The 21,067-nt window shown below is 38.2% G+C and carries 16 protein-coding genes; 4 read left to right on the forward strand and 12 right to left on the reverse strand.

Annotated elements, in window-relative coordinates:
- The first annotated feature begins 27 nt into the window (after positions 1-27).
- Both H6731_00550 and H6731_00555 read left to right on the forward strand, forming a co-directional pair.
- Positions 28-489, forward strand: a complete 462-nt coding sequence (locus H6731_00550) for an ankyrin repeat domain-containing protein (GenBank protein ID USN50941.1) — start codon at positions 28-30, stop codon at positions 487-489.
- On the forward strand, positions 419-2,866 hold the full coding sequence (locus tag H6731_00555; GenBank protein ID USN50942.1) for an ankyrin repeat domain-containing protein: 2,448 nt from the start codon (positions 419-421) through the stop codon (positions 2,864-2,866). Before H6731_00550 ends, H6731_00555 begins: the two co-directional genes overlap by 71 nt.
- A 168-nt stretch (positions 2,867-3,034) precedes the next feature.
- Here the strand turns inward: H6731_00555 and rlmD are convergent, their stop codons facing one another.
- From rlmD to H6731_00575, 4 genes are all read right to left on the reverse strand, one after another.
- Positions 3,035-4,369 carry a 23S rRNA (uracil(1939)-C(5))-methyltransferase RlmD gene (gene rlmD, locus H6731_00560; protein ID USN50943.1) on the reverse strand — a complete coding sequence of 445 codons (1,335 nt, stop codon included), beginning with the start codon at positions 4,367-4,369 and terminating at the stop codon, positions 3,035-3,037.
- Between the two features lie 261 nt (positions 4,370-4,630).
- The gene (locus H6731_00565) at positions 4,631-5,419 is read right to left on the reverse strand and encodes a hypothetical protein (protein USN50944.1); all 789 of its coding nucleotides are present in this window, start codon (positions 5,417-5,419) and stop codon (positions 4,631-4,633) included.
- Between the two features lie 186 nt (positions 5,420-5,605).
- A complete protein-coding gene (locus H6731_00570; GenBank protein ID USN50945.1) occupies positions 5,606-7,345 on the reverse strand; it encodes a cation:proton antiporter in 1,740 nt (579 codons plus the stop codon).
- 734 nt (positions 7,346-8,079) lie between these two features.
- Positions 8,080-8,940: a hypothetical protein gene (locus H6731_00575; protein ID USN50946.1), complete on the reverse strand. Its 861-nt coding sequence runs from the start codon at positions 8,938-8,940 to the stop codon at positions 8,080-8,082.
- A 173-nt stretch (positions 8,941-9,113) separates the two neighbouring features.
- Here H6731_00575 and H6731_00580 point away from each other — a divergent pair, with 173 nt between their 5' ends.
- Positions 9,114-10,655, forward strand: a complete 1,542-nt coding sequence (locus tag H6731_00580) for an SGNH/GDSL hydrolase family protein (GenBank protein USN50947.1) — start codon at positions 9,114-9,116, stop codon at positions 10,653-10,655.
- 318 nt (positions 10,656-10,973) lie between these two features.
- Here H6731_00580 and H6731_00585 read toward each other — a convergent pair whose 3' ends face one another.
- On the reverse strand, positions 10,974-11,417 hold the full coding sequence (locus H6731_00585) for a hypothetical protein (protein USN50948.1): 444 nt from the start codon (positions 11,415-11,417) through the stop codon (positions 10,974-10,976).
- A gap of 54 nt (positions 11,418-11,471) precedes the next feature.
- On the reverse strand, positions 11,472-12,524 hold the full coding sequence (locus H6731_00590; GenBank protein USN50949.1) for an isocitrate/isopropylmalate dehydrogenase family protein: 1,053 nt from the start codon (positions 12,522-12,524) through the stop codon (positions 11,472-11,474).
- Between the two features lie 74 nt (positions 12,525-12,598).
- Between H6731_00590 and H6731_00595 the strand changes: the two genes are divergently transcribed.
- Complete coding sequence (locus H6731_00595; protein USN50950.1) at positions 12,599-13,042, forward strand: hypothetical protein; 444 nt, start codon at positions 12,599-12,601, stop codon at positions 13,040-13,042.
- On the opposite strand, the gene H6731_00600 is transcribed toward H6731_00595, so the two are convergent.
- The 6 genes from H6731_00600 to H6731_00625 form a co-directional block, all read right to left on the reverse strand.
- Entirely contained in the window at positions 13,025-14,260 is a 1,236-nt protein-coding gene (locus H6731_00600) for a PAS domain-containing protein (protein ID USN50951.1), read from the reverse strand. The two genes, H6731_00595 and H6731_00600, sit on opposite strands and share 18 nt — an antisense overlap.
- A gap of 9 nt (positions 14,261-14,269) precedes the next feature.
- A complete protein-coding gene (locus tag H6731_00605) occupies positions 14,270-14,962 on the reverse strand; it encodes a TrkA family potassium uptake protein (protein USN50952.1) in 693 nt (230 codons plus the stop codon).
- Between the two features lie 10 nt (positions 14,963-14,972).
- Positions 14,973-16,706 (reverse strand): Trk family potassium uptake protein, encoded by a 1,734-nt coding sequence (locus tag H6731_00610; GenBank protein USN50953.1) that lies wholly within the window; start codon positions 16,704-16,706, stop codon positions 14,973-14,975.
- Positions 16,703-17,599 (reverse strand): phosphatidylserine decarboxylase, encoded by an 897-nt coding sequence (gene psd / locus H6731_00615; GenBank protein ID USN50954.1) that lies wholly within the window; start codon positions 17,597-17,599, stop codon positions 16,703-16,705. Before psd ends, H6731_00610 begins: the two co-directional genes overlap by 4 nt.
- Before the next feature lie 68 nt (positions 17,600-17,667).
- A complete protein-coding gene (locus H6731_00620; protein USN50955.1) occupies positions 17,668-18,225 on the reverse strand; it encodes a Smr/MutS family protein in 558 nt (185 codons plus the stop codon).
- A gap of 22 nt (positions 18,226-18,247) precedes the next feature.
- Positions 18,248-20,998, reverse strand: coding sequence for a hypothetical protein (locus H6731_00625; GenBank protein USN50956.1), 2,751 nt, complete (start codon positions 20,996-20,998; stop codon positions 18,248-18,250).
- Positions 20,999-21,067: the final 69 nt, after the last annotated feature.

Below are 21,067 nucleotides of genomic sequence, written 5' to 3' on the forward strand. Positions count from 1 at the left end.
GTTGAAGCTATAGAATTATTAACGCAAGTGCCATTTGATCCCTATATAAAAAATAAAGCCGGTGAAAGGGCGCTTTTTCTTGCTGCTCAAGGCGGACACACAAAAGCCATTGAAGCTCTTGTTTCAGCCGGATTTGCTATCAATGGCAAACGAGGAATATTTTTTAATAAAAATAGGGATAAATTCGGTGGAACTCCTCTGCATACGATAGCTGCCACCAACGAAAATCCGGAGATAATGGCCAAACTTTTGGACTTAGGTGGAAACCCCAACGCAAGAAATAGTGATGAACACACTCCCCTAACTTTAGCTATTGCTAATGAAAACCAAGAGGTTGCTTTGCTTTTGATCGAGCAAGGTTCTGATATCAATAGTCGACCGGGTGACGGTCGTTTTCGCTTAAGGAGTGGACGAGCCAGTGAGGCTAGCTATCTTCATTTGGCTGCCAATTGTAAAAGCTTTAATCGCCGAAGGTGCCAATCCAAATAAAAGATGCAACCAAACAGGCTACACAGCTCTTCATTTAGCCGCTCAAAATGGACATGCAGTAGCAATTAGGGAACTTATAAAGGGTTTTGCTGATCCTAATTTAGACTATCAAGTTACGGCGACTAAACAACAAAGAGAAGTAATTTTGGCCGAAAAAACAAAATTAGTTCATCGAAAGCACCCAGCCGACATCGATTTTAAATCTTTATTCTCAAATAAAAGCATTGAGGAGATTAAGGCTGAAGGAGAGAAGAAAGTAGAAAGGATCAGGCGTTTAGAATTAGCGGGCTTACTTTTGCGCTATAGACAACCACTTCATCTGGCTATTCATAATAAAGAGGCCGTTATTGCGTTGATCGAAGGTGGTGCCAATCTGAATGTAAAAGATGCTTACGGCTTCACCCCACTTCATCTGGCTGCTAGCGCTGGGCAAATAGAAGTTATCGAAGCTTTAATAAAAAGCGGAGCAGAGGTGGATGAGCAAGATGACCAAGGAAACACTGCACTTCACTTAGCTATTGTTCGCAAAGAAAAGGATGCCGTTATTGCATTGCTCGAAGGCGGCGCCAATCCTAATATAAAAGAAAATTCTAACAGCTTCACCCCACTTCATCTGGCTGCTAGCGCTGGGCAAATAGAAGTTATCGAAGCTTTAATAAAAAGCAGAGCAGAGGTGGATGAGCAAGATGACCAAGGAAACACTGCACTTCACTTAGCTATTGTTCGCAAAGAAAAGGATGCCGTTATTGCATTGCTCGAAGGCGGCGCCAATCCTAATATAAAAGAAAATTCTAACAGCTTCACCCCACTTCATCTGGCTGCTAACACTGGTCAAATAGAAGTTATCGAAGCTTTAATAAAAAGCGAAGCAGAGGTGGATGAGCAAGATGACCAAGGAAACACTGCACTTCACTTAGCCATTGTTCGCAAAGAAAAGGATGCCGTTATTGCATTGCTCGAAGGTGGCGCCAATCCTAATATAAAAGAAAATTCTAACAGCTTCACCCCACTTCATCTGGCTGCTAACACTGGTCAAATAGAAGTTATCGAAGCTTTAATAAAAAGCAGAGCAGAGGTGGATGAGCAAGATGACCAAGGAAACACTGCACTTCACTTAGCCATTGTTCGCAAAGAAAAGGATGCCGTTATTGCATTGCTTGATGGTGGTGCCAATCCTTACATAGAAAACAATGAAAATTATACTGCCCTTGCCCTCGCCGCAGCCTTAAAAGAAACCACTGTTATGAAAACCCTGGTAACGGCAAATATCGGTCTGAGTGGTAATCTTCATGACGGTTTGGTAGTGCTTCTTCAGGCCATTGAGCATGGATACAAAGAGCTCGCTTTAATATTAATTGATATGGGATATGGGAGCGAAGCATATAAAAATATAATGAACGAAAGTTTATTAGCAAAGAATATTAATGAGATAGCAAAAATTAGAAAAAAAGCCATGTTAACTATTGATAGTGGTTTATTTAATCAAGAATATCACAACGTTATAAATGCCAATTTGGGACATTTTAACAAAGAAATATTTCCAGCATTGAATAAAATTGCAAGCGATGATTTAGCTCACCAGTTAGGATTAAAAAATCCCCTTGATGACCATCAAAATAATGTAGTGATTTCAGGTGAATGTCCTATATGTTTTGATGAAACAGAAAATCTGCTCGATTGTATAGGGGGAAATGATGAGTGTACCCATCAAACTTGCTCGGATTGCCTTAAGGAAAACTTAGAACATTTGATAAAAAATAGGCATGAAAAGCCTGTGTGCCCTAACCAACAATGTCGCTCTTTAGTTAAACTGGCAAACTTTTATCAAGCTGGCTGCGATAAAGAGAACATAGATGCGTTGCAAAGTATTTTGGTGAGATTCTCAGCACAAACCCAATGGAAGGATTACAAACCGTGTTTTACTCCCGAATGTATCAATGGCAAACGTGTTGAGGATGATAATAATTACTTTAGTTGTCCGATTTGTACTTTTGAGGGCTGCTTAGAATGTGGCAAAAAGATTTGTGGTCAGGATTGCGTTTCTCTTTACGGGCAAAAAATGTTGTTCGCTAAGCTCTACAAATTGGGCAAATTGCCACCGCCACCAAAACCGTATAGCGAATATAAAGATGATGATGATGAATCATTCCATGGCAGATATCGTATGTGCCCCCATTGTGGACAGCTTAATGAACGCTCGGAGGGATGTAATGGTATGAAATGCAATCGTTGTAGTGGGCGATACCATTGGAATGATGGTTTAAATAATGTGGAATTGCATGATTATGCTCGTGGTCACATGAACTATGAAGATGTACTAAGGCAAAAAGGGTTTTTAAAATTATTTGATGATATGGAAGATGCGAATGTGCTTTAAAACATGAACTCAATTGAAATAAAATATCTGATTTTAATTGGAAGACAATAGAAAGGGTTATTGCATCAATGTCTAATAAAAAACTTGGCTCTTTCTTTGTTTGCTTACGATGACCACGATTGGTCTGCTACTTGTGGACAAAGCAAATAGACTTCTAAAAGCTTAAAATTAGATCCGCTCAAACAATGCCACAGATTCTACGTGCATTGTTTGAGGAAACATATCAACCGGCTGAATTTTTTTCAAAGAATAACGAGTGAGCAACTGTGCGTCACGAGCCAATGTGTGAGGATTGCAAGAAATATAAACAAGCCGTTTTGGTCCAAAGGTATCGAGTGCTTGACAGACTTTTTGGTCAAGACCTTTTCGTGGGGGATTAAGTAATGCGCAATCGATTCCTTGAAATAATTCAGTTTTATCTTCGATTTTGGCAGTTATAAAGCGTGCATTATGGATGTTATTTATTCGAGCATTTTCTTGAGCATCTACTACAGCCTGCGGCACGCATTCAACTCCTATAACTTCTTTGCACAGACGAGATGCAAGTAGAGTCATGGTGCCAATTCCACAACAAGCGTCTAACACAATAGAATTTTTTGTAAGTTGAGCAAAATTGAGGGCTATTTGGTAGAGAATTTTCGCAGCATGCAAATTAACCTGAAAAAAAGATGCAAGAGAAGTGTTAAAGAGCAAGCCGTCGATTTCTTCCCTAAGATAGGGCTTACCACATAATGTATTGGTTTCTTCACCCAAAATAGTATTTTGTTTTCGTTGGTTAATATTTTCTACTACGCCCACAATATTGGGAAGCAACGTTTTAATAGATTGAGCTAAATTTCTCACATGGCTACTTTCAGTACCATTGGTAACCAAACCTACCAGAATTTCGTTTTTACTGTTGGCTCGCAAAATAAAATGACGCAAACTCCCTGTTTGCGTGCTTTCACAATAGGGCCTAAGCATAGAATTTTGGATCAGTTGGGTTATGTTGTGTGCCGACCGTTCCATTATGGAATGATGTACTAAGCAGCGATCATAGGGAACGACTTCGTGTGTTCCTCGTTTGTAAAATCCGCTCACAATCGTGCTGGCTCTTTGTGTAACCGGCAACTGAATTTTATTTCGGTAATTAAAAGGCTGTGGTGAAGCTAAGCATGGAAAAATCTCGAAAGAATCTTTAGTTGCTAAAGTATTTTTTAAAGCCTCTTTTACTAGTTTATGCTTCTGCTCTAATTGCTCATCATAGGATAAATGCATAATCTGGCAGCCGCCACAAGTTTCAAAGTGAGAACAAGATGGAGTTACTCGTTTTTCGTTGGGTGAGATTATCCTCAACAGCTGTGCACTGGCATAGCTTTTTTTGACCAAGATTATTTTTGCTTGAATTTTTTCATGTGGCAAAGCATGTTCAACAAAAATGGGAAGTCCTTCACTATGAGCAATACCTTCGCCGTGTTTCCCTAGCTTATTGATAATAAGCTGAACATGATCACCTTGTTTCATTTTTCTGCGCTGTTTTTAGAATTTACAAGGGAAAAATGTATAGATAAAGCACAAAAAATCAAATACGGTCTCTTAGAACAAACACAATAAAAATATAACTCACTGATATTAAAGTTATTTTTCTGCAAAGAAACAATATTTTGCTTGGAGCCTTGATTCATATAAAAATGAATCCCAAAAATGAACTAGAACAGTTGTGGGAGGGGTATATCGATAACTTTCAAAAGACTAAATCTCCCACATTTTTTGCAAAAAATTATTTTAAAAATTTGCAGCTAAAGAGGGTTCATTTTTTTCGAGCATATCCAACCACGAATGCCAAAATTTCTGGATTTGTGGCCTTAGTTTTTCATTAAGATAGCCAAACTTACTTTTCATTTCGGTATTATCGTTTCTTTGAAAAATATCCATCCATATCTGAACGGTGTGAGCATCCGCCTCAGGATGGAATTGAAGAGCTAGCGATTTATTGTGCAAAAAAGCTTGGTTTTTATATTGCTTGCTCGATGCTAGCAGGAGTGCTCCCTGAGGAATATCAAAGGTATCATTATGTGCTTCCACTACCGGAAAGTTTTTTAAGAGTTTAAAAGGAGTTTTTTTACCGTGATCGCTAAGAAATAATTCTTTAACCCCAAACTCCCGTCCATTTTCTCCAACGCGCACTGATCCTCCTAAAGAACGAGCCATGAGCTGAGCCCCCAAACATATTCCTATAGATGGTTTTTGATGCAGATCACGGGTTTTTAAAAAACGCATTTCCTCTTCGAGATAGGGGTAACTTTCTGTATCATTTGCACTCATAAGTCCACCGAGAACTACAACTAAATCATAATCAAGTGGATTCATATGGGCCAATTGCATACCGCGATGTTCCGCATCAAATACTGAGATTTGGTAACCGCGCTTTACAAGCTCCTGCTCCAGCATTCCCAGAGGAGCAAAACGAAAATTCTGTATTACAAGAGCATGCTTTTGAGGAGTAATATTTTTGATCGAGGTACATCCTAGCATGAAAAAAATTACAGAAAAAAATAACCACTTTGCTTTCATACATTCCTCATTTCTTGGCTTTATTATTATATTTGTGAATTATCCGCACTAGAAACACTAAAGTTACTGCTTAGGCCTTTCGCATTGTGAAAATTTCTTAGTTTAGAGTTTTTCACGACCTGCAATCTAATAGCGTTTAAAACTAGTTTTGGACTAAAAATAATTTTATTTTTGGTGATCTCAATTTTAAAAAACACTTCTTGGATAACAACTTCTTTGCCAAGTCTGCTCGAGCGCCTTATCAATTCGATCGTGCTCAAGCCCGAGTTCAGACATTAATATTCTTGCTATTCGCAAACTTAACTCGAGCGTCTCAGGTACAACATATTTAGCGCCCAGTTCATGCAAAGGGTCAATATCTTTTATGTCGTTGGCGCGAAGTATAATGGGTAGCTTAGGCCATTTTGTTTGAATTGAGCTGACTATAGTTTTAGCTGAATGTTTCTCGTCAATAGTAATTACGGCTGCTAAGGCAGTGTCTGCATGCACCAAACGCCACAGCTCAATATTTTTCGCATCGCCATAAATTACCGGGAATCCTCTTTTTTGCCAAAAGCGAACTTTTTGGGAATCATACTCAAGTGCAACGAAGGGAATGCCTTGCTCTTGCAAAATAGTACCCAAAATTTGTCCTATACGTCCAAATCCTGCGAGAATCACTATTTTTTCCAAATAGCTATTTTTTTGAATCACGTCATCAGTTGCAGCTAAACCACGAGTAATGAAGGGCGTCAATTCAAAAATTATTGGTGTAAGAAACATAGATAGGGCAGTTACTAAAAGAAAAAATTGCCCTTGTTCAGGATCGATAATTTTTGCAGCAAGCGCTACGCTGATTACCATAAAGGCAAACTCACCCGGCTGAGCTAGGTAGAGAGCCAGCTTCATTGCTTTTTCTTTTATAATTTTAAAAAGTCTTGCTGTAATAAAAATGGTGAATGCTTTAATAATAAAAAGACCTATGACCCAAGAAAACAATAAAACTGGGTGCGTTACAATTTTCCATAAATCTATAATCATACCTATGGACATAAAAAAAACACCCAGCAGTAAGCTTTTCAAAGGACTTATGATGACTTCTACTTCGTAACGGAATTCTGTCTCAGCAATTAATAATCCTGCTAAAAAAGCTCCTAAAGCCCCCGACAGGCCTGCCAGAATAGTAATACTCGCACAGCTCGCCACCATTAAAAGTACAAAAGAACTCAGCCATTCCGGATTTCTGGCATTGCTGACCAAATTAAGTAATGGCCTTAAGAGCCATCTGCCCATAACGTATATGAACACAATTGCACAAATAGCCACCAGGATAGAGCCAAAAAGCAAATACAGTGTTTGCTGTCCAGCTTCGGGAGCAAAAGAACTAACGAGTACAAGGATAGGAACAACAGCAAGATCTTGCATGAGTAAGACAGAAAAGCACATGGTCCCAACTTTTTGGTGGTTCAATCGCTTTTCTGCCAGAAGCTGCATCACGATAGCTGTTGAGGAAAGAGCCAGGGATGTTCCTAATAAAATTGAAGTATAGGCATTGTTGCCTAATGCATACACGACAAGAAAAATGAGAGTTCCAGAAAATATTATCTGAGTGCTACCAAGCCCAAAAACATAAAGTTTGAGCTCCTGTAAACGCCTTAAAGAAAGTTCCAATCCAATCACAAACATAAGCGCAATGATTCCGAACTCTCCCAAAATCGAAACACTTGAAGTATCGGATACACTTAAATATTTGAACCAACTATTATCACTACTTAAACGGGCAAGACCGTAGGGACCTATGGCTATGCCACACACTAAATATCCTAAGACCGGTGATAGGCGAATTCTTTGAAGCAAAGGAACTAAAATTCCTGCTACAGCGGAAAATAGAAAAATATGAGACATCATTTGAATTAATTCATAGCTATGATCAGCAGAGTTGGGCATGAAGTAGGCCTTAGCTCAGAAAGCGAATATGGGGTCGATACTTTCAACAACTTCAATTCTAATTAGAAATGTTTGCGCTGATCCAATTTTTTAGAGACTATAAAAAAACTCATGGAAGAAACAAAAGTAAATAAGACAATACGAAGTTTATTTTTATCACCAACAGGCCTTTGATTGATTAAAGCCCGAGCTATTTATGGCTCAGGCTAAGTGCGTATTTATTTTAAAAAATATTTTACAACTAAGACAGATACGTTTTTTTACAAAGACACTTTAGCATTTACTTCTTTTTGCTATCACTTCCTTTTTTTTGACTAACTTCTGAACGTGATTTTTCGCTTGTTTTCTGACCAGATTGTCCACCTTTAGCGACTGGAGCTTTTTGAACCTTTTTACCTTGAATCTTTTCAACCATACTGTCTCCTTATTTCATCTCTCCACCACGATAATTATTTTTTTGCCCTTTATTTATCTGCCTTAAGAACAACTCTCGAGGTGGAATAAAAAGATTCTATAAGAGGTAAAAAAAAATACCATTAATTTAAAAAATATTTTGCTATCTGTGCGATTGATGAGAGGAAAGTTAAAATTTTTATTAATTTTTCGCTTGTGATAATAAATTATCCCAAAATTGCAAAGCGCTCATAAAAAATATGGAGATTTTGAAAGGTTATAACTAAGCAAATAAGACAATGAAGAGCCTATTGCTCATTCATTGTCTTGTCTAAAAAATCTTACATAAAGTAAGCAAAGATTTTACCGATCGCTTTAAGACCTGCTTTTACAGCTTCTACTTCTTCTGGTTTATACACTGAATAATTATCGATATAGTGTTGGCCAACCCATCTAACTGCTTCAGCTATCTTTTTTAAAGCATTACCTTTTTCAGTATCGTCCTGAGGAGTTGCATCTGGATCAACTCTAAGTACGTGTTCTGCTATATCGAGCAAAGTTTTCGCTCCTGCTAAGGCACCAGATACAGTATATGAATTACCTAAAACGGCGGTTGCGATAGAGATGGCAAGTCCAGGAATTACGGGCACCCCAAAAGCTGCTCCAAGGATTGAAGAAGTAGCGCCAATTATTGAACCTGCTATTTTAACAATCTTACCAACTACCTTTGGATCAATCTTACTCAGAGTTTCATTTACGGCAACCAGTGCATCCGCAAGACTATTACGAAACCCTGGCATCTTTTCATCAAGTTTTTCTTGAAAAGCATCGTACTTTTCTCGAGCGTAGTCTTTCGAATTATAATACTTTTCCAAGCCCTTATTTATTGCACTAGTAGCTTTATCTTTAAGAGAGCCAAAAATATAACGAGCTGCTGATTCATCAAGCACAAGATTTCCGTCATCATTTTTTAGCGTGTTATAAGCACTCTCATTAAGCAAAATTTCATTCATGAGTTCTTTTGCTATCAGCGCTGATGTATCACTAAGATCGCCAAGTTTGATTTGTTCATCTAGAATATTCATTACTTGCTTAAAGCCAAGTTCATCTTGTTTTTCAGCCGCATAAATTTCTGCTGAAAACACGAGGGGAGTTAAAACACTCGCAACCACAAATAGTTTTTTAAAATTCAATAAATTCACGCTAATAACCTCACATTTATATTGCTCTGCATTTACTTACTATTGCCTTCTTATTGGGGCACTGATTTTCAATAAAAAATAAGAAAAAATTGTCTATTGAGCCAAATCCATTGATTTTTAAATAAATTCTCCACACAGAGCGCTTATTTGCTTGCGTTACTCTTGGGGGGGATATGCTTTTGCAAAAAATGGGATGCTATCAAAGGCTTATTATTTTGACATTTTTTGTTTTGTTATTTTTAAATAAAAATGCGCTCGCAGGGTACAGGCTTGCGTGCCGATACTTTGACACAACAAGTTCTTCGCAAAATACATCATTTTTGCATCCGGGGCTGCCATGGCTTTGGGCAAGAGGGGAGCAAAATGAATATATTTATGTGGAAGGCAAAAAAATAGATGGATTTTTTGAAGTATCTTCTATGAATGGTAAATCATCATTGCCTTTTAGTAAATTCCGTCCTGTTATTTATGAAAACTCCTCAGAGGGCGCCAAAAAATATTGCAAAAATGCTTTACGAAAGGCTTTTCCACATTCCTACTACAAAAAAAGAATATTGAACGTTGCTGTTAAATCTTCCTTTCTTTCCATGAATTTTCTTTCCCCCGTCTTTTCAACTAATAATCAACAACAAGGAGGCGAGATTGACCGTGTCGTTATTTTTGGTGACAGTTTATCGGACCAGGGAAATCTCAAAAATTGGCTAAGGGTATTTCCTCCTGAACCATATTTTGCAGGTCGTTTCAGCAATGGACCCAACTGGGTTGATTATATGCAAATGGTTACGGGAGTAGCCATACAAAATTGGGCAGTGGGAGGCTCTCTTTCATCTCCACATTTGGATGATGAATTCGATCAATTGACTTTCAAGGAGAGTGCCTATTTGTCTGCGCAACTAGCAATAACTGGAAATATCGGCAACGAAATTGAAAAATATAAGAAGCTTATTAATGAGGAAACTATCAAAAAAATTGACTCAACATTATTTGTTATTTGGATTGGCGGGAATGACTATTTCACTTGGCTCGATTCTGTAAAAGATGCAGATATATTTATCGATGTTCCAAATAATCCACGAGCTGGCTCTAACACCATTATTAACGCAGTTACTCGAAGTATTGATAGTCATCTAAGAACCTTGTATAAAGCTGGTGCACGAAAATTTATGGTTGTGAATTTACCTGATTTGGGCACAACCCCAAAAATACTCGACAACAAAAGTTATCATCTCAACATTAAAGAGCCCGCGAGCAAGAGAGTCATAAGTTTATCTGAAGGGTTAACTAGAATTAGCAAAACTCACAATTATTTACTTAAACAAATAGCAAATGCTTTTAGGGATGAATACAGCGACACTAAGCTCACCATTATTGAGGCTGATAGGGTAATGGAAGACAGTTTTGAGTTATTGGAACAATTTTCCAAGGCTAAAGAATTAGATTTCGGATTTGATAAAACTTTTGTTAAGGAGTTTTACCATGAGCAAAAGTTTTCAATAATTAACAAAGCCTGCTACACATCTAAATTCTTTTCAACTCCAACGAAATTTACATGTGAAGCCCCAAACTCAAAACTGTTTTGGGATAGTATTCATCCTACTACTTATCCTCATTGTTTATTCGCAAATTATATCCACAAGAATTTATCCAAAGTAGGATTTTTTTATACGGCTTCGACCAAGGATTACTTAGGTATTTGCAATCCAGAACTTCTTTAAATAACTAGCAGACACTCTCTGCGGCAGCCAGTGCTAGAGGAGTGTCTGCATTATTATTATTGGGTTAAGTAATGTTTTAATTTCCTAAAAGAAGAGCTTCATTTTTTGGTTTCCAATAAAAGTTAACATAATGCTGATTATGGGTTTTAACATGCAGGCTTTCCTGCTTATTAAGTAATGTTGTTAATGCATTATTTGCTGAAACTTTCTTTTTGCTCATTTCTAAACATTTAACTCTAATAATTATTAAGCTTCATCCCCTACAAAATTAGTGTCACTTACGCAAGGCTTAATAGTAGTCTTGTCGTTGCTGGCATATCAAAGCTCAAAAATTTTTTCCAAGCTATTATCGCCATCATAAAAGTCTCGCAATAATTTCAAAAGTTCTTGTTTGGTACGCTCTACATAACTTTTTGTTTGTCTGATGAGCTGCGGATTTCTATCTTTGTAATTGCGCTCGACCTGTTCCGTCCGATATAAAGCGCGCTCTAGCTCATTCGCTTTACTTAGTGTTTGCCCTAAAAGTTTATAAATTTTGTGAAAATTTTTATCATCTTTATTTTTCCTAAGCTCAATTTGCTTATCACGTAAGCCCCTGATTAACTCCTTAATATGAATTATGTCCATATTATTAAGGAAGTATTCTTTATTAAAAAGCCAAGCGAGCTCATCAGACAAACTAAGCCGGCCAGCCGAAGTCAAAGACTCAAGTGACAACAAAAAAGACACTAACAAGATAAAAGTAAATAGGTATTTTTCCATAGAGCTTACCACTCAAAATAAAAGAGCAAGCTCTATCTAATAAATTTCCTATACTTAGGCAGCTTCTTTAATATAATCCATAATAAAAGAGCTAACTTCGGTGCTTGTATGTCTTCCGCCTAGATCTGGAGTGCAAACAGATTTTTCAATGGCAAAAGTTACCGACTTTTCGATAAGGCCTTTGAGATCACTAAAGCCCAAATACTCAAGCATCATGCCAAGAGATAAAAACATTGCAAAAGGATTAGCGGTATTTTTTCCAACCAGGTTGGGTGCAGATCCATGCACTGGTTCAAATAATGCTACTGTTTTAGGGTTTATGTTGGCACTCGCAGCAACACCTAGGCCGCCCACGAGCCCAGCGCCTAAATCACTCAGAATATCACCGAAGAGATTTGAGGTTACAATCACTTCAAAATTTTCAGGTGACTGAACCATTTGCATGGCAGCCACATCAACAAAGAGATGTTCCGCTTTCACCTGTGGGTATTCTTTTGCTTTGGATTTGAAAACTCGCTGCCACAAACTTCCACCGAATTTTATGGCATTTGATTTATCAACTAAACATACGCGTTTACGATTCATTTTTGTTGCATAAAGAAATGCAGATTCAATGATGCGTTCAACTCCCTTATAACTATGAATACTTTCATCAATCGCTATTTCATCTGTTGAACCTTGATTAATTGCTCCGCCAACAGCACCATAAATGTCTTGGGTATTTTCTCTAAAAATAGCGATATCCACATCACATTGCTTCTTTAAAGTAGACAATCGCGGGTGCAATAATTTTACGGGTCTAAAATTAATGTAGAGCTCTAGTTTAGTTCTTAACCCAAGCAAGATTGCTCTACCATGAGCCATATCAGGTATCCTCGGGTCACCCAGGGCTCCAAATAAAATTGCATCGTACTTGTTTGGTATCTGCTCTAATTCTCCTTCAGGTATGCCCTCTTTATATCTTAGCCAGCGCTCCGCTCCCCAATCGACCTCTGTCACAGCAATCCCAAAATCATATTTTTTCGACAATAATTGGAGGAGCTGTTGAGCATGGCTTGTAACTTCAGGCCCAATGCCATCACCAGGAATCATTAATATATTTTTCATCTTTTTTCCCTTTGAATAACCGCCAAAGCTTATCTCAACGTACTAAAAATAAAAAACTGAGGAGTGCTGCCACAATGAAAAAATTATTTGTTCTACTCGTGATCTACACCTTCAATATTAACGCGTCTGCACCTAATTTCTACGAGTGCACTGGAGAAAACATTCAAATAAGCTACTACACCGGCAGCACTGTTCACCCGGCAGAGCTCCATATTGCTATCAAAGATCAAAAGGAAATTATCAGGCAAGGAAAAGCCATCATAGAGTCTCCAAGTATTTTAGGCCCTGTTATATCTATCGAGCGCCGAGATTCCCCACAGGAAGGAAACGATTATGACGCCCTACTCATTCCTGATGTAAATATCATTGATGAAAAAGAAAAAGTTGAATTTATATCGTTCTTTTTTAAATATACCCATAAAAATGATTCTGAGGGCTCAAGCCATGTCGATGGGCTTATAAATGAAGTAAAAGAATTTCAACCAATACACTGTGCTGCTTCAAGACTTTTCCTCTAATGTAGCAATGCTATCAGATTTGTTAAGTACAAGCACTGCTCTAGAAACTTCGCCATCTCTGTTTCTGACAACCCCGATTCGTGCATGTCTAGAAAAAGAACGACCATCTGATAGCTCAATCTCTACTAAAAGAGACTCATCCTGGCCATCACCACTAAATGCTTTTTCCAAAGCTTTCTTAGTGCTAGGGCAATACATACAATCGCTTAGATAAGTTCCTTCCATCTGATGTTGCGGTATAGCAAGCAAAGCAGATGCAGCTTCATTTGTATAACTGATCTTCAAATTTCTATCGACAATAAATACTGGCTCATCCACTCGTTTTATGACTGAACGTAGAATATTACGCAACTCAAACAACTTAGAAGATTTTTTACCATCTATTTCTTCTTTACGAGCAAAAAGCGTTCTTAGGCTTTTTGCTAGTACTGAGACTTCATCTTGGCCAGCAATATTAATATCTTTGAAATGACCCGCTTCGATCTTGCCCACCATTTGACGTAGCCTTGTTAATGGTCTGACAATCCAGCCTGGAATAAAGCCTACAAAAATAGGAATGGAGCACACCAACACCAAAAATAAAATTAATTGATCTCGGCCAACTTTGGAAAGAGCTCCCAGAGTCAGCTGCCGTTCAGAACGGGCATGTATGACTACTTGCTTTTCTATAGCTTTTATTTCCCGCAACAATGACATTATACTTAAACGTACTGACGCCATAGAGCTATAATTAGCTATAGATCTTTTTATTGAGCTATCAAGCCTTGATGCAAGCCCCGGCAAAAAATCTCGTGGTCCAATATTTATTTCTTCAGGTCTCTGCAGCACCAAGGCAGTAATCGCTTTTTTTACGTCTTCAGAAGCTACAATCGCGGCTTGTCCGTTTTCAAATTCTTGTTCAACCACATATTCCCACAACGCGACATCGAGCTCTTTTATCCTGATTTTTGTTTCTAATATAAGCCGTCCGTAATTATCATAGTCACTTAATAATGAAGCATGGTAGCCCACATTTTCAGTACGCATAACACCGACAAGCAATATAGGAATGGTCAGAAAAAAAACTGCAGCAAGAGCAAGACGAGAGCGAGAACGAATTGTTGGTCCTGAGCTTAAAAAACCAATAAATTCTACATTCTTAGGTGGAGTTAAAAGTGTGCGTGCAGCAACTGAAATCTTTGAAAGAATGCGACTTCTATTATCATCAAAGCTTGTCATTATATTCGACTATTCCTTACGAGCGACTAATTCAATCTGACTTTGATTACCCACAATAATCAAAATATCATCTTCATTAATAACGTTATCAAGATCGGGTATTGGTAGCAAAATGAGTTCTTCATGCACTTCTCCCCTATCATCAACACTGCGTTTTGGCTGCTGAATACCAATAACAGCAATACGAAAATGATCGTGAAAACATGCTTCGCGAAGAGTTTTACCGACTAAGTCTTCACGAGGCCTGACATTCGCTACTACTTGTCCGGTAGAAAGTGTCACCTGATCAAGCACGCCCGAAGCTATCAATGATTTTGCCAGCTGCTCACCCATTTGTTTTTCAGGGTAAATAACTCTCGTTGCACCAACACGAGAAAGTATTCTGCTGTGGTGCTCTGAAGCTGATCGAACAATAATTCTTCCCACTCCCAGATCGCTCAGCGCTGCACAACAAATTACGCTTGCTTCTAAGTCATCCTCTCCAAGCGCAACGATAGCAGTATCCGCTCTTCCCGCTCCGACTGTTCTTAAGGCATCAATATCAGTTGCATCAAGACATATTGCTTGTCCAACATTATTTTTTACAAGCTCTACTCGATTTTGATCGGCATCAATAGCAATGACGTCACCTCCACCTTCATAGAGTACACTTGCTGTTGAACGACCAAATTGACCGAGTCCAATAACCACAAATAATTTCAAGCTAACTCTCCTATCCCACCGCTATATTACCCTTGGGGTAGCGATAGCCTTGAGCTTTGTTCTTTTCCCCAACTGCTAGCGCAAGGGTTAAAGGTCCGATACGACCAATAAACATGATGCAGATGATTAATATTTTACCTGTGCTATTAAGATGTGAAGTGCTATCGATTGTGAATCCCACTGTACCGAAAGCTGAAACCGTTTCAAAAAATAATTTATCAAAAGAAATATTTTGTGTCGCTAAGAGGAGCGTTAAAGCTACTCCAACAATAGTTCCAGAAATAAGCATAATAGCTAAACTACGATTAACCACCTCTGGTGCAATACGGCGGCCTAAAATTTCAACGTCACGCCGTCCCCATAACATGGCTCTTACAGCCATGACGCTTATTGCTGCAGTTGTCAGTTTAATTCCTCCCCCTGTGGAACCTGGCCCTGCACCAATAAACATATAAGCGATGGTAAACATGATAGAAGGTTGGGTAAGTCCCTCTAGCGAAACGAGCGAAAAACCAGCCGAACGTAAATTTACCGTTTCAAAAAGCGAAGCTAGAATTTTCGACTCAAAGGGCAAACCTCGTAATACTCCATCATATTCAAAAAATAAAAACACCAACATTCCAAAAGTGTTGAGGAAAATTGTGGCGACAATAACAACTTTGCTCTGAATTTGTAGGCGACTCCAAATAGCTTTTGGTTTTTTGATACTCCACACCTCGCGATTGGTGATGTCCGAGAAAACAAAAAAACCCAAACTTCCTGCAGTAATCAGCGACATAAAAATAAGGCAAACAACAGGCTTATTTATGAAGACGCTTAAGGAATCAGAAAAAAGTCCAAGTCCACAATTGCAAAAAGCTGAAATGGTATGAAAAACTGCCCACCAAAGTCGATCAGTAAATCCAGGAACTTCATCACTACACAGAATAAATAAACTTGCAGCACCAATAAATTCTATAACAATGGTCGTTACGGTTACAGCCCGAATCAAGTTGCGCAGCCCATCTGGAGTCGATATGTCCAACACGCGGCTTAAACCAACCTGTCTTTTTAGAGGTATCGTACCACCAACCAGCAAGGTAAAGGCTGCTGAGAGCACCATTATCCCAAGCCCCCCAGCCTGAATACCTAAAAGAATGACGCCTTGACCAAAGCGTGAAAATTCCATTCCGATATCAAGCAAAGTAAGGCCTGCGACACAACTTGCTGAGGTCATGGTAAAGATAGCATCGATGAGCTTTGCGCCCTGACCGTTAGTGGTAGCGGCAGGAAAAGTCAGTAAAAGTGCTCCTGTAGCAATCAATCCTAAAAAACTTAAAGCCAAGGTCTGGCTTGGTCTCAGGTTGACAGCCGTAGCGAGTTTGGCTCCCCACGATGATTCGAGTACTCGAGCTAGAAAATTAAATATGAGTCGAACAATAATCAAAGCGGCAGCGAGCCTTGGAATAAATAAAAAAAAGCACACCACTATGAAATAAGCTAAATCAGCCTTATTTTTATTTACTAACTCAAGTAAGCTATGACGATTTTGTTTGATAAGTGAAAGTACATACGAGAAATATGCCCCGATCAAACAAAGATCAAATAGTAAAACAGTATGATACCAGGCAAGATTTTGTCTCACATCAAAAACGAACTCTATACTAAAAATGGCAAGCGACAATAACAATAAGGCCGTAAAAATTGGTTTATTAATTTTTTGATGCCGCCTATTTTTTTTAGTTTCCTGGATGCTTTCAGTCACTCCAAGTTCTCCGCTAGACGAGCTAACACTTCGCCCATTTTGATATTTCCTGAACTATGCTCAAACCCTGAAATGAGTCCCTTTTCAAACAGAAGAACAATGGTTGATCCAAACATAAAACGACCAAGTTCCTGTCCTTTATTTACCCTAACTTGGTTTTCGCCCTCATGTTTGATGCTCGTTAATTTTTGTTTTGAATTACTTTCTAAAGAACAGTATTGAAGTTTTATTTTGCCGACCATAGTAGCACCAACTGCTACACAAGCTAAAGACTTTGCTCTTTGCTGCTCTTCAAAAAGCGATATTATCCTTTCATTAATACAAAATAAATTTTTTATATTTTTTACCGCCCACCTATTCACCGGCCAAAGAGTTCCAGGGATGTAAATTGTCTCTCGAATGCAGCCATCAATAGGAACATGAAAGCGATGATAATCCCTTGGAGATAAATAGATAGTACAAAAATGCCCACCTTCAAAATGGGCTGCACGCTTGGGACATCCAAGCAATTCACTCAACTGGTAATATTTACCTTTCACTTGTAACAATCGACCATTTTCAATAAGACCAAACTCGCTCACCACACCGTCACAAGGGCTTATAACTACGTTACTTTTTTGTGAAATTTTTCGCGTACCTTCGCCAAGCCGTCTGCAAAAAAATTCTTGAATACTTTCATAGTCCTCAATATTTTTTTCTGCTTCATTACTATTGATAGAAAAAATTTTTATAAAATTTCTAAGTAAAAATAAATTAATGGATTTTGGCCACGCTACGCTTAGGATCTTGCCAACCAGCAAGGAGATAAAATTTTTTGGCAAAATAAAAAGCAAAAAATAAAAAATTGAGTTTTTTATCTTGGTACTAACTGTTTTTTCATGATTATTTTTCATTAAAATTTTCTAGCAAGACAAACATGGATAAACAACTGAGCACCATAAAATCTAAAGCGATATTGTTATCATGACCGTTTAAATTTCTGATTAATTTTCAATATAATAGCTCCTTCACCCCCATATTTGCTTGGTGCAACCTGATAATCATTAACAATATCGCTCGTTTCCACCACTGCCCAAGCCGCTTTCTTTAATACACCTGTCCCCTTTCCATGCACCACCAACAAAATTTTGCTCCCTCGCTTTTTTTCTCTATAAATGAAATTCAATAGGCGTTCGACCGCATCTTCAGCATATAAACCGTGCAGATCAATTCGTGCATCAATGGCATCACGCTTATTCCGTTGATCTTTCTTATTGCGCCTTGGGCTCTTTGACTGAGCCAGGGATGAGTGCAGTTTTTTTTCATAAGAATAAAAATTGCCCTCATTTACCGCACACAAAAAAAGCTCCTCATCGCTTTCTTCAGCAGTTTGAGGAGATTTTTTTGAATTTGTTGTATCAGGTGAAGTTTTTTTATCTTTAATTGAAAAATTCTGAAAAAAAGCGTTGAGAAAGAGCTCACGCTCTTCCTCATCAATATCTTCACTGATCTGGTTTATGGGCAATTTTTTTTTTATCATAGCCTTCTAGCACATCAGTTAATTAAAAAATCCTCATGAAATTTCCATAGGAAATGGTAACACCAAAAATTGAACTCGTTGCCAAAACTTTCGGTTTATCTTGTAAGGTAGCTAATAAGAAGTCGTTCATTAAAGACAGACTAAAATTATAAAAGTGAGCCACTCTCAACCACACTGTTCCTTCTACTCCTAAAGCAGCTTTGCCTAAGGCCCGGCTATCAGGCAGCGGGAACAAATATGATGCTTTGATAATAGAGCTCAACTCTAGCGGACCTATTAATTTCCACTTACTAGAAAAATTAAGCCCAGGACCAAAGTCAAGTGCTTCTCTCACCGAATCCTGTCGGAAATCAGTCGCCATCATTGCACCCACATCAAACTCAAACCCGAGGTTAGTCATATTAAAATTGAGTCCAAGCAATGAATCCAACTTATTAGTTCGGGGAATCATTTTCAGTTTTTTCCAATCTTCTTCGGTATTCTTAGACAGAAATGTAAAGGGAGCTAATTTGGTTTCGTAAACATTTTTAAAGATAGGCGAGATCACAACACTTTTATCTTTAAAAAAGCCTCTCTCCCATGGAAGGCGGAAATCCAAGCCAAGTGTAAATTTATCCTTTGCAGGCTTTTTATCAAAGCCTTCCATGGCCAAAAAACGAATTCCATTACTCAAGGTCGTAATTAATCCAGGAGCATCGTAGGTGAGGGAAAGTTTTGAATATATCAGCAAATGTGTATTAAGATCAGCTCCAGCCCTACTCATAGGCAAACGAACTTTAGCATCTTTGTAGTCAATGTATGCCTGATTAGCCAAATTATGACTAAAACCAAAATCTAAGTAGTTAACATTGAAATACAAAGAGTGCCCTGGTTTACCCTGAGAGTATTTCATACTCTCTATCACTTCATCTCTACTAGAGTCTTTTAGAGCTTTTGCCATTGCATCTAAAAATAGTTGGTGCGTCCTGCTATTTTTTAAAACACCCTCAACTAGGCGCTCTGTTTCAGGAATGGCTATAGTCTTAGCTCCGCTCAAAAAGAGAAGGTTATCAAGCTTGCCATAGACCGATTCAATAAATGGTGCCCTTATTGATTTTGCATCAGTAAAACCACCAACTCGCGACACGCCAAAAATTTCTAACAATGCATTTTCGCTTAAAGCCAAAGCATAGGTTTCTTCGTCATTGAGAGTGCGTTCCCTGATCAAACGTCCCTTAGGATCCATGCCGTACAGAACAAAATTATTGTTCAATTTATTATCCATGATCAATCGTGCTATTTTCTTAAGCTGGAGTCCTGGAATTTTTATAACAGAAATAATTCCAGGCCTCTTGAGACGGGCCAGAGCAAGATCAATCCCCAAGGCGCCTTTGATAGGTGTTGAGTATAGGTTACTTTCAAAAAGTGCCACATCAGCTTGAGTGCTTTTTAAAAGAAAACCACCAGCAACCTCATCTAACTGTTTTTTTTCCCAAGAGGAATTCATGCTTGGCAGGGCTTCTGTGGTGTCCGGTTCTAGTAAAGGAGCAGAAAGATCGACAGATTTGGGCCCTTGATCGCTTACTGCATGGCGAATCACTTCGACTCGCTCCAATACACCACTTTTTGACTGATGCATCACAACTTCAGCAACACTCAATGTCGACAAAGAAATTATAGGAGCTACTTGCTCAAAAGCATCTGTAGAAGAATTTCTTAAATCTATTTGTTCACGCGTTGGTAGTTGAGCATAGGGATCAGCAGAAACCAAAAGAACCAAATCTACATAAACTGAACGCGCCGCCTTGGCTGCTGCTCTTTCTGAAAAAACCCTTACAACATTAAAAGTTTTTTTGGGATCTTTCTTTAGCGACCCCATGTATGATAGGGCATCTTCAATTTTGGCAGGATCGCCCAGGTTTCTAAAGAGCGACCATATTTGTTCATTATCACCTAAAGACCACAGATTAAGCTTACCATAATGTGTATTTACTACTTTGTGTTCTTTATTCTTAAATGGATAGATAAGATCAAGTTTGGTAAAATTTTGATCGTTATTGCCCAAAGCTCCCATCTCCGACGTGCCTGCTAACGAGACAATATTTCTAATCTTAGCCTCTTGCATAAGCTGCGGATCAAGGTTGAGCGATTGTCCACTGTTAGATCCTACATCCAATAAAACAGCGTTGTTTTTCTTCAAAATTTCGTCGGCAATGCCAAGTTTATGAGCCGCTCTTCCCACAGCCCGCGCCGCCACCACAACTCGAGCTTGCTCAGTTTTTATCACAACTCCAGGAATCATCCTTATTTCACTTTCCGATGTGGGCCAAGAAATATTCTGATGAGCTCCAGCATTTTTTAAAACGGCATAAATGGTTTTCTCCCCATTTTTTCTGCTCAATATTTTTATGCTTACTGAAGCTGCTCCCAAATAATTTTGAACTTTGCTTTCTAAAGAACCTTCCTGCACTATGCCAAAGTAACTATGGCCAATGACTGCTTTTGTTTCTAAACTCGACCAATTTTTTGCTGAATCAATAATTTCTTTCTTGCTAATTTCGTCATTACTAAAAAACAATGTGTTTTCAAAACTAAAAATTTCTTTGTTGGCACGCTCTATCACAAAATCTGCTTTCTCTGTGCCGGCAAAAATTCGGCTATCATAAAATGCATCGTAGTAATGAGTATTTTCAAATAACCCGGTGGTAATAACCATAGAGTGATTTTTGAAATTTGATTCCTTTGCAAACAAAAAATTTTTAGTCAAAAAAAATGATGCTATTAAAAGCAGCACACTGAATCTACATTTAATCAAGAAACACCAACCTTTCATTTCAATCAATATTATTTTTATTATCCGAGG

The organism is Myxococcales bacterium (assembly GCA_023898405.1).
Taxonomy (GTDB): Bacteria; Myxococcota; UBA727; order UBA727; family JABDBI01.

What these genes read in the sequence shown, in the direction of transcription:
- H6731_00600 (USN50951.1), bottom strand. Translation starts at nt 14,260, where the DNA reads ATGACAAGCTTTGATGATAATAGAAGTCGCATTCTTTCAAAGATTTCA.
- H6731_00570 (USN50945.1), bottom strand. Translation starts at nt 7,345, where the DNA reads ATGCCCAACTCTGCTGATCATAGCTATGAATTAATTCAAATGATGTCT.
- H6731_00585 (USN50948.1), bottom strand. Translation starts at nt 11,417, where the DNA reads ATGGAAAAATACCTATTTACTTTTATCTTGTTAGTGTCTTTTTTGTTG.
- H6731_00595 (USN50950.1), top strand. Translation starts at nt 12,599, where the DNA reads ATGAAAAAATTATTTGTTCTACTCGTGATCTACACCTTCAATATTAAC.
- psd (USN50954.1), bottom strand. Translation starts at nt 17,599, where the DNA reads ATGAAAAATAATCATGAAAAAACAGTTAGTACCAAGATAAAAAACTCA.
- H6731_00580 (USN50947.1), top strand. Translation starts at nt 9,114, where the DNA reads ATGCTTTTGCAAAAAATGGGATGCTATCAAAGGCTTATTATTTTGACA.
- H6731_00565 (USN50944.1), bottom strand. Translation starts at nt 5,419, where the DNA reads ATGAAAGCAAAGTGGTTATTTTTTTCTGTAATTTTTTTCATGCTAGGA.
- H6731_00590 (USN50949.1), bottom strand. Translation starts at nt 12,524, where the DNA reads ATGAAAAATATATTAATGATTCCTGGTGATGGCATTGGGCCTGAAGTT.
- rlmD (USN50943.1), bottom strand. Translation starts at nt 4,369, where the DNA reads ATGAAACAAGGTGATCATGTTCAGCTTATTATCAATAAGCTAGGGAAA.
- H6731_00620 (USN50955.1), bottom strand. Translation starts at nt 18,225, where the DNA reads ATGATAAAAAAAAAATTGCCCATAAACCAGATCAGTGAAGATATTGAT.